9 protein-coding genes are annotated in these 14,433 nt (G+C 56.5%); 3 read left to right on the forward strand and 6 right to left on the reverse strand.

The genetic code is table 11. The features are described from left to right. Positions 1 to 276: 276 nt before the first annotated feature. The 3 genes from G5S47_RS06670 to G5S47_RS06680 form a co-directional block, all read right to left on the reverse strand. Positions 277 to 1,767 (reverse strand): DUF1846 domain-containing protein, encoded by a 1,491-nt coding sequence (locus tag G5S47_RS06670; protein WP_006681540.1) that lies wholly within the window; start codon positions 1,765 to 1,767, stop codon positions 277 to 279. Between the two features lie 174 nt (positions 1,768 to 1,941). After that, positions 1,942 to 2,592: a LuxR C-terminal-related transcriptional regulator gene (locus G5S47_RS06675; protein ID WP_006681541.1), complete on the reverse strand. Its 651-nt coding sequence runs from the start codon at positions 2,590 to 2,592 to the stop codon at positions 1,942 to 1,944. Positions 2,593 to 2,662: 70 nt separating this feature from the next. Next, entirely contained in the window at positions 2,663 to 3,823 is a 1,161-nt protein-coding gene (locus tag G5S47_RS06680; RefSeq protein WP_040318668.1) for an ATP-binding protein, read from the reverse strand. Between the two features lie 253 nt (positions 3,824 to 4,076). Between G5S47_RS06680 and G5S47_RS06685 the strand changes: the two genes are divergently transcribed. Both G5S47_RS06685 and G5S47_RS06690 read left to right on the forward strand, forming a co-directional pair. Beyond that, the gene (locus G5S47_RS06685) at positions 4,077 to 6,011 is read left to right on the forward strand and encodes a PspC domain-containing protein (RefSeq protein WP_181002163.1); all 1,935 of its coding nucleotides are present in this window, start codon (positions 4,077 to 4,079) and stop codon (positions 6,009 to 6,011) included. Further along, positions 6,008 to 6,343 carry a hypothetical protein gene (locus G5S47_RS06690; RefSeq protein ID WP_006681544.1) on the forward strand — a complete coding sequence of 112 codons (336 nt, stop codon included), beginning with the start codon at positions 6,008 to 6,010 and terminating at the stop codon, positions 6,341 to 6,343. The genes G5S47_RS06685 and G5S47_RS06690 overlap by 4 nt, the downstream gene beginning before the upstream one ends. Before the next feature lie 194 nt (positions 6,344 to 6,537). Here G5S47_RS06690 and G5S47_RS06695 read toward each other — a convergent pair whose 3' ends face one another. Together G5S47_RS06695 and metG are read right to left on the reverse strand one after the other, a co-directional pair. Continuing rightward, entirely contained in the window at positions 6,538 to 10,236 is a 3,699-nt protein-coding gene (locus G5S47_RS06695) for an alpha-L-fucosidase (protein ID WP_219585440.1), read from the reverse strand. A 449-nt stretch (positions 10,237 to 10,685) separates the two neighbouring features. Continuing rightward, a complete protein-coding gene (metG, locus tag G5S47_RS06700; protein WP_219585441.1) occupies positions 10,686 to 12,527 on the reverse strand; it encodes a methionine--tRNA ligase in 1,842 nt (613 codons plus the stop codon). A gap of 329 nt (positions 12,528 to 12,856) precedes the next feature. On the opposite strand from metG, the gene G5S47_RS06705 reads away from it, so the two are divergent. After that, complete coding sequence (locus G5S47_RS06705; RefSeq protein WP_219585442.1) at positions 12,857 to 13,432, forward strand: isochorismatase family protein; 576 nt, start codon at positions 12,857 to 12,859, stop codon at positions 13,430 to 13,432. 84 nt (positions 13,433 to 13,516) lie between these two features. On the opposite strand, the gene rsmI is transcribed toward G5S47_RS06705, so the two are convergent. Next, complete coding sequence (gene rsmI, locus G5S47_RS06710; RefSeq protein WP_103633080.1) at positions 13,517 to 14,374, reverse strand: 16S rRNA (cytidine(1402)-2'-O)-methyltransferase; 858 nt, start codon at positions 14,372 to 14,374, stop codon at positions 13,517 to 13,519. Positions 14,375 to 14,433 lie beyond the last annotated feature (59 nt).

Genomic DNA, 14,433 nt, shown 5'->3' on the forward strand with positions numbered 1-14,433 from the left:
ACCAATCTGCAAAACGTCCGACAGGTGTTCATCCTGAGAAGTAGCCGGGACTTCGGGTGAACAAGCGCGACCATGACAGCGTGCAATCACGCCCGCAACAGTGAACAAGCGCAGCCCCACGGTGAACAAGCACGCTACCCTTCGCGTGAACAAGCACCGTAAAAACGCAGATCACACACGTTTGCTTCTACGAAGACGGTGAACAAGCACGGCAAACGCTGAACAAGCACGGCACCTCGGTACAAGCGCACTCACGCCCGCTCAACCCAACCAGTTCTACTTCTTGCGATACAGCGACTTGGTTGCGTAGACGGGTTCGTTCGTCACCTGAACGCCAAGCGAACGGAAGATGCCTTCATCCACTGAGCCGAGAATCGTCGAAGTATGAACGTCACAGCCCTTCAACTCGCCTAAGCATTCAAGAGCTCGGCGGGCGTTGCCATCAGTGGAAGCAGAGACGGCCAGCGCGATCAGGACCTCGTCGGTGTGCAGACGCGGGTTCGCGGAACCCAGATGCTGAGTCTTCAAAGTCTGGATCGGCGTGATCGCGTCGGGCGACAGCAGCTTCACCTCAGAATCGATACCCGCCAGGATCTTCAGGGCGTTCAACAACATGGCCGATGAACAGCCAAGCAGAGCCGACGTCTTACCCGTGACGATCTGACCGTCAGCCAGTTCAATCGCAGCAGCCGGAGCGCCAGTTGATTGAGCGAGCGCAACCGTCGGCGGGACAACTGGGCGATCGGTCGGCGTGATTGACAGCTTTGACATCGCCAGAGCGATGCGTTCCGATTGAACCGGCTCAGACAGTTCTTTCTTTTCGGTCACCAATGCCTTGTAGTAGCGACGGATCACTTCCTGCTTGGACGCTTCGCGGCACGCGTCGTCGTCGCAGATCGACTTGCCCGCCATATTGACACCCATGTCGGTCGGGCTCTGATACGGGGATTCGCCCAGGATCTGCGTGAACAAGCGCTGTAACACGGGGAAGATTTCGACGTCGCGGTTGTAGTTAACGGTCTTTTCGCCGTGGGCTTCCAGGTGGAAGGGGTCGATCATGTTGATGTCGTCAAGGTCAGCAGTTGCCGCCTCGTAGGCGATGTTAACCGGGTGGTCTAGAGGCAGGTTCCAGATCGGGAACGTCTCCCACTTCGCGTAGCCGGAGCGGATGCCACGCTTGTGGTCGTGGTACAGCTGGGACAGGCAGGTTGCCATCTTGCCGGAGCCCGGGCCGGGGGCGGTGACGACGATCAGGTCGTGGGCGGTCTCGATGTATTCATTTGCGCCGTAGCCTTCATCCGAGACGATGCGCGCAACATCGTTCGGATAGCCGGGGATCGGGAAGTGGCGGTAAACGGTAATACCGAGGCGCTCGAACTTCTGCTTCACGGCCTGCGCTTCGCGATTATCGTCAGTCCACTGAGTAATAACAACAGAGCCGACGTACAGTCCGTAGTCGCGGAATTCGTCGATGTGGCGCAGGACCTCGTCGTCGTAGGTGGTGCCGAGGTCTGCGCGCACTTTATGACGTTGGAAGTCCTTGGCATTCACGGCGACGATGATTTCGACGTCGTCAGCAAGTTCCTTCAGCATGACGACCTTGTTATCCGGGGTGAAGCCGGGCAATACGCGCGATGCGTGCATATCGTCGATGAGTTTGCCGCCGAACTCCAAGTAGAGCTTTCCACCGAAGTCAGCGCGCCTTTGGGCGATGTGCTGAGACTGGAGTCGCAGGTAGGTGTCGCGGTCAAATCCGATACGGTGCATGGTCTCCCCTACTGAAAGCTCTGAATGCCAAAGCAATATTCGTAACGAATGGAGATTACCGCGTCAGCCGGCTCAGGGGGCGCCTCTTCGGTCGCCTTTCGCGCCTCAGGGTCGAAATGCGTTCGGGTTCACAGCAGACTTTCGGCTTCGCGATTTTTATTCACGAGGCTGACCTCACACGATGTGACGTTGCATTGCCCAGCGGGTCAGTTCGTGACGGTTCGACAGCTGAAGTTTGCGCAACACAGCCGATACGTGTGTTTCTACTGTTTTCACCGAGATGAAGAGCTCGGAGGCTACTTCCTTGTACGTGTAACCGCGAGCAATCAGACGCATGACTTCCTGTTCGCGAGCGGAGAGAAGATCGAGTTCGTCGTCACCGATGGCAACCTGCCCAGTGCCGAATGCGTCAAGCACAAAGCCGGCAAGGCGAGGACTGAACGCCGCGTCTCCGGCAGCAATACGACCGATAGCTTCAAGGAGTTCGGGGGTAGAAATCGACTTGGTGACATACCCGCGAGCGCCACTTCGGATGACCTGAACGACATCTTCGGGTGAGTCTGAGACAGAGAGGGCTAGGAAGCGTAGACCCTCAATATCTTGGCATCGAGCGGAAACCTCTGCTCCACCGCCACCGCGACCTCCGGGCAGGTGAACGTCGAGCAGGGCGACATCGGGGCGAAGTTCATGGCATGCCGCGATTGCTCCATCAACGTCTGCTGCTTCGCCGACGATTTCGAGGTCTGCGCCGGAGTTTTCAAGTTCTGCGCGAACACCAGCGCGAACCATTGCGTGGTCGTCAATCACGATGAGTCGAATTGTCATAGGTCTATTCTCTTCGCTTTTCTTCACTGCCGTGGTTGCGGATAAGTGTTTCTTGTTATTGAGCGTTTGCTTACTCTCTTGGGAGGCTGAGTTCTACTTCTGTTCCGCTCTGAAGCATTCTGATTCTGGCTTTTCCTCCTACGCGTTCCATACGACCGATGATTGAGTCACGAACGCCGTGCCGATCGCTCGGGATTGAAGCCAGATCAAATCCTGAACCGGAGTCTTTGATGAACGCTTCGATAACGTTCGGTCGAACTTCAACATATACAGAAACGGGAGGTTCGCCGTGCCTGACGGCATTCGCTACAGCTTCTCCGATTGCGGCGACCATCGCTAGCTCACCAGGACCCGGGACAGTATCTCCGACCGCAACAACATCAACGGGGATACCGTGACGGCTTTCCACCTGTTCGACGGTGTTTCGGATTGCTTGCGACAATGACTCATTTGCCTGCGTACGACCGGTGTAGAGCCAGGATCGTAGCTCTCGTTCTTCTGCAAGCGCTAGTGCTCGTACGCGAGCGGGGTCGGAAGCGGCCGAACGAATCAGTGTGAGTGTTTGAAGAACCGAGTCATGCAAGTGCGCTGCGATGTCGGCGCGCTCGGCCTCGCGAACTTCTCGTTCACGGCTTACTGAAAGGTCTTTCGACGTGCGTAACCAAAGCGGAAGTAATGCGAACAGCACGCCGGCGACCACGACCGCACCGATCAGGCCGCCGCGAAGCAAGATGATTGGCGGGTCTCCGCGTCCGGCAAGGAAGAGCACGCCAGTGAAGAGGAGCCCGATTCCCGCGCCGATGATTGCCAGAAATTTGGATGATCGCCACTGCTGAATATGTGCCCCTTGGCTCCACACCAGTCCCAAGCCGGCGATGATCAAACCTGCCGATGCTACGTCGAACAGACGGGCGACATTCGTCCAAGCAAACAGTGTTGCAACGAGGGCCGCAAGCAGAATCAGCACTCCAGCAAGCAGGAGCTGTCCCCTACTTGCATCGTGCGGATTGCCCTGTTTTTTCGTTGCTAGGTTGGCTCCGATCGGAGCGCCCCCAACACGGATGCGTTGCCCATCATCTTCGGGGACCATTGCCCACAGCCAGACGTAGAGGATCATGCCCGTTCCACCGAAGAGTCCAGCAAGGACCATCAGCACGCGAACAAGCGTGACTGACACTCCGAGGTGAACAGATAGGCCGGAGCAAACCCCAGCGATGCGGGCGCTCGGCATATCTGCTGATATTTCGCGCGCACGTTTCAGCGGAGCACGGTAGGTAGAAGGCATGGGAGGACGCCAGCCACCGACAGTATTGGCCATGCCGGGCTGAACGGGAATATACCCTTTGTTTTCGCCTTCATTCACACGACCTATCTTCACATCTTTCGAACAGCGACCGCGACTTTAAGGGGCTAAATCAGGGACAGTTAAGGGATAACCCCACTGTCGCCGGTTCAGCGAAGCGACCACACTGTTGAGTATGGACATGAACTCTTCGCACCCGTACGGTCAGGACACGACCGGGGACACCCCTTCCGGCAGTGGCTTCAACCCGAACGACGCAAATGCGTCGAATGCTGCTTTCAACGGCAACGCTCAATACCCAGGTGGACCAGGTTTCAGTGGGCCAGGTTTCACTCCGAATAATGGAACGTTCCCACCGGGCCAGGGTGGATACAACACGGGTGGCGGATTCTTCGCCTCCATCCGACGTTCCGGATGGTACCGCCCATCAGTGAGGACCATTGGTGGCGTGTGCGCAGCGATCTCCGCCCGAACCGGTTGGGACTTAGCGCTTGTCCGCGGGCTCAGCATTGTGGCAATGCTGGTCTTCCCGCCACTGTTGGCAGCCTACGGTCTTGGGTGGGGTCTCCTTCCCGATCAGATGACTGGACGAATCCACGCTCAAGAACTCGTAAATGGTCGATTTGAATCAGGACAGGCGGGCGCAATCCTGTTCATCCTGATGGGAAGCACCTCAGCTTTCCCATTCTCAGTCGTGATCGAAGAATTACCCCTCGTCCCACTCGGCACACTGCTTGTCTTAGTGGCGATCATCGTCATCGCCGTTATTTTGCTCCGCCACGACCGACGGTCAGCACCCACGACGTTTCAAGGAAATCCGCCAATGAGCATGGATCCGAATAGTCAGCCTGGGCACTCCTCTTCAGCTTTCGCTTCAACCTCCATGAACGAGGCCGGTCAGCCCACTTCAGACGCAACGAACGTTTCAGGGACCGGTGCCACATACTCCACCCCCCATCCGGGCATGATGCCGACTCCTGCGTGGGCGGCCTCGTCCCCAAATCCCACACAGCCAGCAACCCCATACACCGGAGGTTTTTCGCAGGTTCCAAACGGCGCGTATCACAATAATGCCGGAACACCATACCAGCCGGCATATCCGAATGCTCCTATGAATTCGGCACCTTATCAGGCTCCCAACACGCCGATGAACAATGGAGCGAACAACTGGATTCCACCGCTGACTCCGTTCGTCCGTAGCGTCGGGCGCCGGACAAACTTGGTCGTCACCGGTCTTGTTCTTCTGGCAATGGCGACGACATTTGGACTCATGTACTACTACATGGACAATGGCTCCGCCGAGATGCTGATTTTCGGCACGAAGATCGGTCTGATCGGTGGTGGCATCTGCATGCTTATCACAGGTCTTGCCCTCGCGATCGCATCAATGCGTGGACGGAAAGCCGACTGGTTGGTCGCCCTGTCAATAATCGGCGCGTTCTTGTCCTTGCCGACTGTCTTGTTCGGCATCGCAACGGCCTCCGAATACACCGCTTCCTTCGATTATTCGAGCGAAACGCTAGTCAGCGATTGGACCGAATCGACGGTCTATTCTTCTCGGGGGAGAGCGTTGCTTGACATCTCGCAGGCTCCCGCGGGAACTTCCAAAGAAATCGTCGTTGACCCTAGCGTGAGTGACCTAGAGATTTCTGCGCGCACCGATCAGCCGGTCCGCATCATCTGCGAAATGGGAATTCAAGAGGTCGAGTATTCTTTCGATAACACTCACCCTTCAAAGAACAGGACGTGGGTGAACGCCCTGCGTGGATGCAACGATTCAGTTGACGCAGAAAATCCGGTATCGGTTCAATCCCCGACCTTCAACAACAGTGACGGGATCACGGTTCGCATCACTTCATGGATGTGGAGCTTCAACTACGAGGAAGACTGGTACGGCAATACTCCAGCTCCTTCTTCAGCGCCCGAATCCGGCGAGGGCCAGTCTGGTTCGACTGGCCAGTCGGGAGCGCTTGATCAGGGACAATCAGGTTCTTCCTCCTCACAGTCCGGGGCTAGCACGCCTGGCGCATCCACTTCTTCCACTACTTCAGGAGCCGACGTTTCCCCCGTATCGTGGGTTCTCTCGGCTGACTCAACGCTAAGGAGCGCAGCATGACCACCTCTCATATGCCTGATGAAGCAACGACCGAGTTCAACGTAGCCGACGAGACAACCACCATGCCCACCTCCGAGGAGCAGCCGACTAAGGTTTGGACCGCAGCAGACGCCGCAGCACATGCTCCAGAACCCGTCGTGGAAGTTTCAACGAAACCTCGGGTAGGGCAGCTCATCTGGGCGCTGATCGTTATTGCCATCGGAGTGTTCCTGATTGTTCTGCCGTTCTTGAACGTCGTACAGTTGCCGTTTGTTTTCATCGGCCTGATTGCAGCGCTCGGCCTAGTGCTGATCATTTCCGCGTTCTTCGTCGGCAAGCCGAAAGAACGTTAGCCCGCTTTTTCAGTCGAGCACAGTGCATCTTTGACCGCGCTTGTTCACCATCCGCCCTGCACACAACCGCGCTTGTTCACGGCGCGGGCGGGTATGAGCCGCGCTTGTTCACCATCGGGCGTACACAACATAAAGAAGGTGCCTCGGGAACAACCCCGAGGCACCTTCATCTATGCCAGGCCGACACTCAACGATCAGTCACGCACACGCCTGCGCGCAGCAAACCCAGCCACACCAGTAGCGAGGAAGAGAGCCGAAAGCTCTGCAAGCAAAACCGCATCAGCACCCGTTGAAGAAAGCTTCTTCACCGAGGCTTTCTTCACAGGCTGAGAATCACCAACAGGCTTATCGGCATTCGACTGATCCGGAACAGGCACAGCATCCGCGGGAAGAACCTCGAACTTAATGATGCTCTCACCCGACTTGCTCACCACCTTCACAGTGTGCTCGCCAACTTCAAAGCCAGCCGGAACCTTCCAATCAGCCTGAGCAGTCCCCTGCTCGTCGTCATACTTGATATCGCTTTCAGGGATTACAACTGGCTCCGAGTGAACGGTGAGCTTAATACGCTCGCCCTTCTTCAGACCCTTCACACGAATCGACAGAGTATCTCCAACCTTCACCTGAGCAGCACCCAACTCAAGAGTCGGAACATCCGCCTGACCAGGCTCATCACCACCAGGGTTCGGAGTCGGAGTCTGCTGGTGCAGAACAACACGAAGCGGAGCCGTTACTGCTTCACCTTGCGAGTTGGTTGCAACCGCACGATAGAGATGCGACTGGACGTCCTTCGATGCCTTCAGGCTCAACTTGTCAGTTGTTGCTCCTTCGATTGGAGTCCACGAATCTTCAGCACCGCTGACCTCACGTGACTGCCATGCAATCGTCGGAACGGGCATACCTGAAGCCGTCGTGGACAGGACGACGGTTTCGCCCTCGTTCACTGTGACTTTCTGCCACGCACCATCGTCAGCCGGTTCAAGAACCGAGTCGTTCAAGCTAGCGGACAGCGGGGTGAGGGCCGGCTTTTCGACGATATTGATCGTGAGTGGCTCAGAGTACGCTGTCTCGACGCTATTCGTCGCAGCAACTCGCACCTTCAAACCGTGGTGCTTCGCGTCGATCTCAAACGAGTAGCCCTGCTGCGTCTGGCCTTCCACATCGTTCCATGTCTGACCATCAGCCGAAGTCTGCCACTGAAGCTTAGGGGCGGGGAAGCCGCTTGTTTTAGCAGTAAAGGTCAGGATTGATCCGGGAACAGCGTTCAGCTGGTCGCCCGAAACGCTGAAGCCTTCTTCAGGGTCAGCAACTGCGCTAATAACCGCGGTGGGAGCAGTGTTCTGCCCGTAGACCTCAACCTCAGCAAGGTTGAGTTCCTTCCAGTTTCCTGGCAACATCACACGAATGTAGCGAGCCTGGTAGCCATCGAAATTCAGACTGGTCGGGAAATCAGCCTTCTCTTCGACCTTGAAGTACTTGAGTTCTCCTGCTTCACCCTTCTTCTCAATTTCTTCGCTGGATAGCTTGTCGTCAAGCTTGTCCTTCGAAGCAATAACGTAGAAGCCCTTCAGGCGCTCCGCACACGACTGGTTTCCGTTGCACTGATCGTCAGCAGAACGGTTGTAGATGTTAACCTGTCCGACCGGAACTGTTTTCTCAAGGTCAACCTCCCACCAGGGATCATTCTGCGTAGCCGTTGCGCTAACCGAACCGTTGTCCCACTTTCCATCCGTGTTGCCGTCGACGGCTCGGGATGCTGGGCCGTTCCAGGCGCTGTCAGAAGACTGGCGTGCAGGCTTCTTGAGGGCCAGGTTCAACGAGGGATCGACAACCGTCAGGGTTGCGATTTCCGACGTGGCTGTTCCAGCTTCGTTGGTGGCAACGACAAAGAAATCTGCTTCATTGTCATCCTTTGTTGTGACGAAGGTGTACGAGGAATTCGTTGCACCCTCAATCAGTATGGCCTCGTCCTCGTCCTCGGCACCATCCTCGTCCTCGGCACCGTCCTCATCCTCGTCCTCGTCGTCGGCATCAATGCGGTACCACTGGTAGGTCGGAGCTGGGCGACCCGAGGCGCCGGCAGTGAAAGTGACGGATTCACCTTCGACGACCTGTGCGTCGCTCGGTTGAGACGTGAAGGTCGGAGCAACCGAGGCAGCGTGATCCTTGTATGCTGCCACCTTGATCGATTCAACCTTGACGTTGAGAGCATCGGTGTAATAGCTCGGGTTTGCCAGCTGGATGCGAAGGCGAGAGACCTCATTCGGGTTCATCGTGTACCCGGAGATGGGACGGGTCTTCAGGTCAATTCCTTTGAACAGGTGAGTGACGCCGTTGAAGCTCACGTTGTATTCAACGTCGTCTTGGAAACCCGACGATTGGGTGAGATCAAATTCGACATCGCCGTACTTTTCGCCAGAGCGATCAACGATGTAGGCGTCCAGGATGGCCGCGTTGTACGAGGTGCCAACGGTGCGCTTGACAATATCGCGCGTCGGGATGGTGCCACTTCCGTGGTCGAGGTTCACGGTCTGAGTGGGGACGTAGCGTGCTTCACCGTCAAGGGCAACCTTGATGACCGGACGGTACTTGTCAGGGGATTCTCCGGACATCGTCACTGTCAGGTCAAGGCCGTTGCGAGCAAATTGAACGGGGGTTCCCTTGCCATCAACCGTGACTGAGGTGACCTTGTTTGCCAGTCCAGGAACGGTGATTGATTCTCCGGACTTCCACTGGTTCGGGAAGATGTACAGGTCTGAACCATTCACTGTCAGGAGAGCGTTAGACGGTGCGGGGATCCATGTTGCACTTGCTCCGTCGATGGCGTGCGGGTGATCAGTGTGCCATGTTCCTAGTTCCTTCAGAACATATTCGTCGTATTCGGGGAAGGAACCGTCACCCATCGGACCGACGTTGAAAGCGAAGTTTCCGTCGTTGGCTACGACACCGACGAGGTTCGAGATGGCCTCGCTAATTACTCTGTTAGCTGTGCCCGCTGAGCGATTTGCTCGCGAGTCTGAACAGTAGGACCAGCATCTGGGGAAGATGGATCGGATGGATTCCCACGGACCGATGCTGAAGGATGAGTGGACCGCGTTGTCGCCGCCAACGTTGAAGTCACCTTTGTTGTTCCACACGCGAGAGTTCACGACCGTTGTGTTCGGCTGCAGTTCATGGACCTTGTCGGCCATCTTCTGAGATTGTTCCGCGGTCGGACCACCCATGTCGAACCAGAACTCGGCGATCGGACCGTAGTTGGTGAGTAGCTCGGTGATCTGGTCGAGGTTGTATTGAAGGTGTTCTTCAGTGATGGGGTTGAGGTTGGAGTAGGGTTCGGGATCATGCTTCTCCCAGTCGATGATGGAGAAGTAGAAGGCGAGCTTCATGTCGATCTTGCCGCATTCGTCAGCGAGCTGTTTCATCGGGTCTTTCCCGAATGCTGTCTGCTTGACGACGTTGTAGTCGGTCGTCTTGGTGTCCCACATGGCAAAACCGTCATGGTGCTTCGAAGTCACCATGACGTACTTCATGCCGGCGTTCTTTGCGGTCTGGCAGATCTTCGCAGCATCCCATTTGTCTGCAGTCATCTTCTTGGCTTCTTTGAGGTATTCCTCGCGAGGAATGTTCATCCAAGCCTTGATTTGTTCTGGGTAGCCGATGGACTGAACTTGTCCGTTGTAGCTTCCTCCGAACATTGAGTAGACACCCCAGTGCATGAAGAGACCGAATTGCAGTTTCTGCCATGCAGCGATGCGTTCATTCGTGGACTTTTCCACGGCTGCGGGCGCGCCAAGGATATCTCCAACGTTTTCCTGCGATGTTTGCACCGAGGCAAATGCTGGCGATAGTGCGCCACCCCCGACGAGCAACGCGGCGGCGGCCAGGCTACTCACGATCCGTCGTCGTAACATACGGCGGTTCTCCTTTCGAGTGTGTTGATGGGACAGACATCGTTGTCTTTTCCTCTTCGTTGAGGTTTCCCATTAGAAAATCGTAATGCCGAAATAGAAGCGATTTCTTTCACTTGATAATCGAAAGTATTAAATTCGATAGTTTTTCGACGGTTCGATTAACCCTTACTCCAAAAGGTCCTAGATAAAGTAGTTTCTGAGAAAACTAAAAAATATCCTTATGCCTTTTCCTATTGCCGAGGCCACGCTCCCCAAAATCACCGCGCTTGTTCACCGTCTGCCCCCGCACACAACCGCGCTTGTTCACGGCGCGGGCGGGCATAAGCCAGGGGCAAGTGAAGAAGGCGCGCCTTGCCGTAGATAGACGAAAGGTGGGAAGCGGATGAGCTTCCCACCTTTCGCGGTGTTGAATGAGTTGAGCTTACAAAGGCTCAGGCTCCGGTCACATCATCGGGAGTTGAATCCGCGTAGCGTGCGAGTTCTTCTTCGACGATGGCTTCGTCGAGCTTGGTGAAGACAGGCGTCGGCTTCGCGATCGGGGTACCCACCGTGATGAGGTGGCGTTCCCACGTTGGAGCTGAGGTGTAGTCACCCGTAATAATCGGGTATCCGTTGCGGCCGTCGAATGCTTCGGGCAGAACCTGCGGGTCGAGTTCTTCGACCTCTTCGATGCGTGGCATCGGAGCGATGTTGCCCGCACCGCCCATGACGCGGTCAATGTCGTTCGCTGCGTGAGGGAGGAACGGCGAGAGCATCAGGTTGAGATCAGTGACAGCCTGGGCGAGGGTATGCAGAACCGTTGCAAGTCGTTCACGCTGTTCGGGTGCCTTGAGCTTGAAGGGCTCGGTGTCGGTGACGTACTTGTTGGCTTCGCTGACCAGTCGCATCGCTTCAGAGAGTGCGGCCTTCTGACGGTGGTGACGGATCAGGTCACCGATAGTTTCGAAGCCTTTGTTGATTTCGTCCAATAGCGCACGGTCGATATCTTCAAGCTCGCCGGGAGCAGGAATTTCGCCGAACTTCTTGGCGATCATCGATGCCGTTCGGTTGACCAGGTTGCCCCAGCCGGCGACGAGTTCGCCGTTGGTGCGGCGGACGAATTCTGCCCATGTGAAGTCGGAGTCGGAGGTTTCCGGGCCTGCTGCGCTGATGAAGTAACGCAGGGCATCTGCCTGGTAGCGAGCCAGGAAATCACGGACGTAGATGACGATGCCGTGGGAGGAAGAGAATTTCTTGCCTTCCATGGTGAGGAATTCGCTGGACACAACTTCGGTCGGCATGTTGAGGACGCCGAGCGTTCCAGGCTTTCCACCCTTGGTACCCTGACCGTTGTAGCCGAGCATTTCGGCAGGCCAAATCTGGGAGTGGAAGACGATGTTGTCCTTGCCCATGAAGTAGTAGGACAGGGCCTCGGGATCATTCCACCACTGGCGCCACGCTTCGGGGTCGCCGGTGCGACGTGCCCACTCGATTGATGCTGAGAGGTAGCCGATGACGGCATCGAACCAGACGTAGAGACGCTTGGTCGGCTGGTCTTCCCACCCGGGAACTGGGATGCCCCAGTCGATGTCGCGCGTCATGGCACGCGGGCGGATGTCTTCGAGGAAGTTCTTGGAGAACTTGATAACGTTCGGACGCCAGGTGCCGGACTGTTCACGATCGTCGAGCCATGCGGACAGGGCTTCGGCGAGTGCAGGTAGGTCGAGGAAGTAGTGGGTGGACTCAACGAACTTGGGGGTCTCGCCGTTGATGCGCGAGTGCGGATCAATCAGGTCGGTGGGATCCAGCTGGTTACCGCAGGCGTCACATTGGTCGCCACGAGCGCCTTCAGTACCACAGATCGGGCAGGTGCCTTCGATGTAGCGGTCGGGCAACGTGCGTCCAGTTGAGGGTGAAATTGCTGCGCGAGTGACCTGTTCGATCATGTATCCGTTGTCGCGGACAGTGCGGAACATTTCTTGGACGACTGCGTAGTGGTTGCCGGCGGTCGTGCGAGTGAAGAGGTCGTAGGACAGGCCGAGCGCGACGAGGTCTTCGACGATCAGTCGGTTGTTGCGGTCTGCAAGTTCGCGAGCGGTCACGCCTTCGCCGTCTGCTGCGACGAGGATCGGAGTACCGTGTTCGTCGGTTCCGGACACCATCAATACGTCGTGTCCTGCCATTCGCATGTATCGCGAGAAGACATCGGAGGGCACGCCGAATCCGGCAACGTGTCCAATGTGACGGGGACCGTTGGCGTAAGGCCAAGCTACTGCAGACAAAATACGGCTCATGGTTCTAAGGATAGTGCCCCGTCGGGTATATTCCGAACTCGCATCTCCCCGTTCCCCCACCGCGCTTGTTCACCAAACCGCCCTCTCCACACACCGCGCTTGTTCACCACACCCACCTCCCCACACACCGCGCTTGTTCACCATTTCAGTGGGCACGTATGACCCGAATTCACTGATGCATTTCTTCAACAAGCGCGCTCAAAGGGCTTAATCACGGCACTGCAGGCTTCTTGTTTCCACGAGCGTTTGCCCAAAAGCTTGAACAAGCGCGGTCAAAACGGTGAACAAGCGCAGTAGAGTTGAGAGCAACATACATAAGAGGAGCTCAGATGAAACGCGCACTCATCATCGTCGATGTCCAGCCCACTTTCTGCGAAGGCGGGGCTTTACCCGTTGAAGGAGGAAATGCGTGTGCGGAGCGTATCCGCACGTATGTGGATGATCATCGCCAAGAGTACGGCTTTATTGCGACGACGCAGGATTGGCATATTGATCCGGGAGCTCATTTCTCTGCGACCCCGGATTATGTGGACACGTGGCCACCGCATGGCGTGGCCGGTAGTGCCGAAGCGGAGTTGCATCCTGCCATTTGGGACCTCGACGTTGATGCCCACGTGAAGAAGGGCCAGTTTGCGGCTGCCTACTCTGGGTTCGAAGGGATGGACGAGGCCGGGACTTTGCTCGGCGATTTACTGGATGATGCCGGAGTGAATGAGGTTGATGTCATCGGTTTGGCGCAGTCTCATTGCGTGTGCGACACCGCGTTGGATGCGAAGAAGGCCGGTTTTACCGTGCGAGTGCTCTCCGACCTGACGGAGCCGGTATCACCGGAAACTGGGGCTGTTGCGTCGAAGAAGTTGGCAGACGCTGGGATCCTGGAGGTTCCTTCAACCGAGATTAGCTAAGAGGATTCTGCTTCCCTGTCAAGACGCCGGGGCGGTGCTACTGACACGTAGCACCGCCCCCCATTTCAGTCATCTGCTCACATATCACTGTTCTTTGTAAGCGAGAGCAGCTTTATAAAGCTCGTTCTTCCGCAAGCCTGTTGCTGAAGCAACTTCGGCTGCCGCGTCTTTGAGTCGCATTCCTTCCGAAGCTAACGCAAGCACTGTTTTCACATGGTCTTCAGCGCTCTTCTTGCCTTTGAAACCGGCGATAACAATCGTGATTTCGCCGAGTACTTCCCCCTCCGTCTGGGTAATCAGGTCCGATAGGGAGCCTCGTAAAACTTCTTCATATTTCTTTGTCAGTTCTCGACACACGACTGCTTGACGCTCCCCGCCGAAAGCACTGGCCATACGTTGCAGGGTGCCATGAACGCGTTTGGCTGATTCAAAGAAAATGAGAGTGTGCGGGTCGTCTGCAAGCGCTTCGAGGTAGGCGCTTGCTTCACCGTCTTTACGGGGCAGGAAGCCCTCGAAGCTGAAGCGGTCAGAAGGCAGGCCTGAAACAGCAAGCGCAGTAACAGGGGCTGACGGACCAGGCAATGCAGAGACGTGAACGCCACGTTCGACCGCTGCTCGCACCACGCGGAACCCGGGGTCTGAAACGGTTGGCATTCCGGCGTCAGAGACCAGCAGGACCCGCGCTCCTCCTTCGGCACAGTCGACGAGGCCCTCTGCCCGGTCGCCTTCATTGTGATCGTGCAAGCTGAGAACTTTACCGTTTACTCGAACGTTCAAACGGCTAGCCAGGGCCAGCATGCGCCGGGTGTCTTCCGCTGCGACAACCTCAGCTTCTTGCAGGGCCCTAATAAACCGTGATGAAGCGTCGTCCACATCACCGATCGGGGTTGCTGCAAGCAGGATGGACGCAGGGCGTTGTACAGGTTCACGTTGTTCTGGCACGATCTCATCGTCTCATCGAGCTGGGAGGCAGTACAAGCCACGATTGGCCTCGTCCGTTG

This window comes from Schaalia turicensis (genome assembly GCF_019380255.1).
Taxonomy (GTDB): domain Bacteria; phylum Actinomycetota; class Actinomycetes; order Actinomycetales; family Actinomycetaceae; genus Pauljensenia; species Pauljensenia turicensis_A.

Coding starts and splice junctions, on each gene's coding strand:
- G5S47_RS06670 (WP_006681540.1), bottom strand. CDS start 1,767: ATGCACCGTATCGGATTTGACCGCGACACCTACCTGCGACTCCAGTCT.
- G5S47_RS06675 (WP_006681541.1), bottom strand. CDS start 2,592: ATGACAATTCGACTCATCGTGATTGACGACCACGCAATGGTTCGCGCT.
- G5S47_RS06680 (WP_040318668.1), bottom strand. CDS start 3,823: ATGCCGAGCGCCCGCATCGCTGGGGTTTGCTCCGGCCTATCTGTTCAC.
- G5S47_RS06685 (WP_181002163.1), top strand. CDS start 4,077: ATGAACTCTTCGCACCCGTACGGTCAGGACACGACCGGGGACACCCCT.
- G5S47_RS06690 (WP_006681544.1), top strand. CDS start 6,008: ATGACCACCTCTCATATGCCTGATGAAGCAACGACCGAGTTCAACGTA.
- metG (WP_219585441.1), bottom strand. CDS start 12,527: ATGAGCCGTATTTTGTCTGCAGTAGCTTGGCCTTACGCCAACGGTCCC.
- G5S47_RS06705 (WP_219585442.1), top strand. CDS start 12,857: ATGAAACGCGCACTCATCATCGTCGATGTCCAGCCCACTTTCTGCGAA.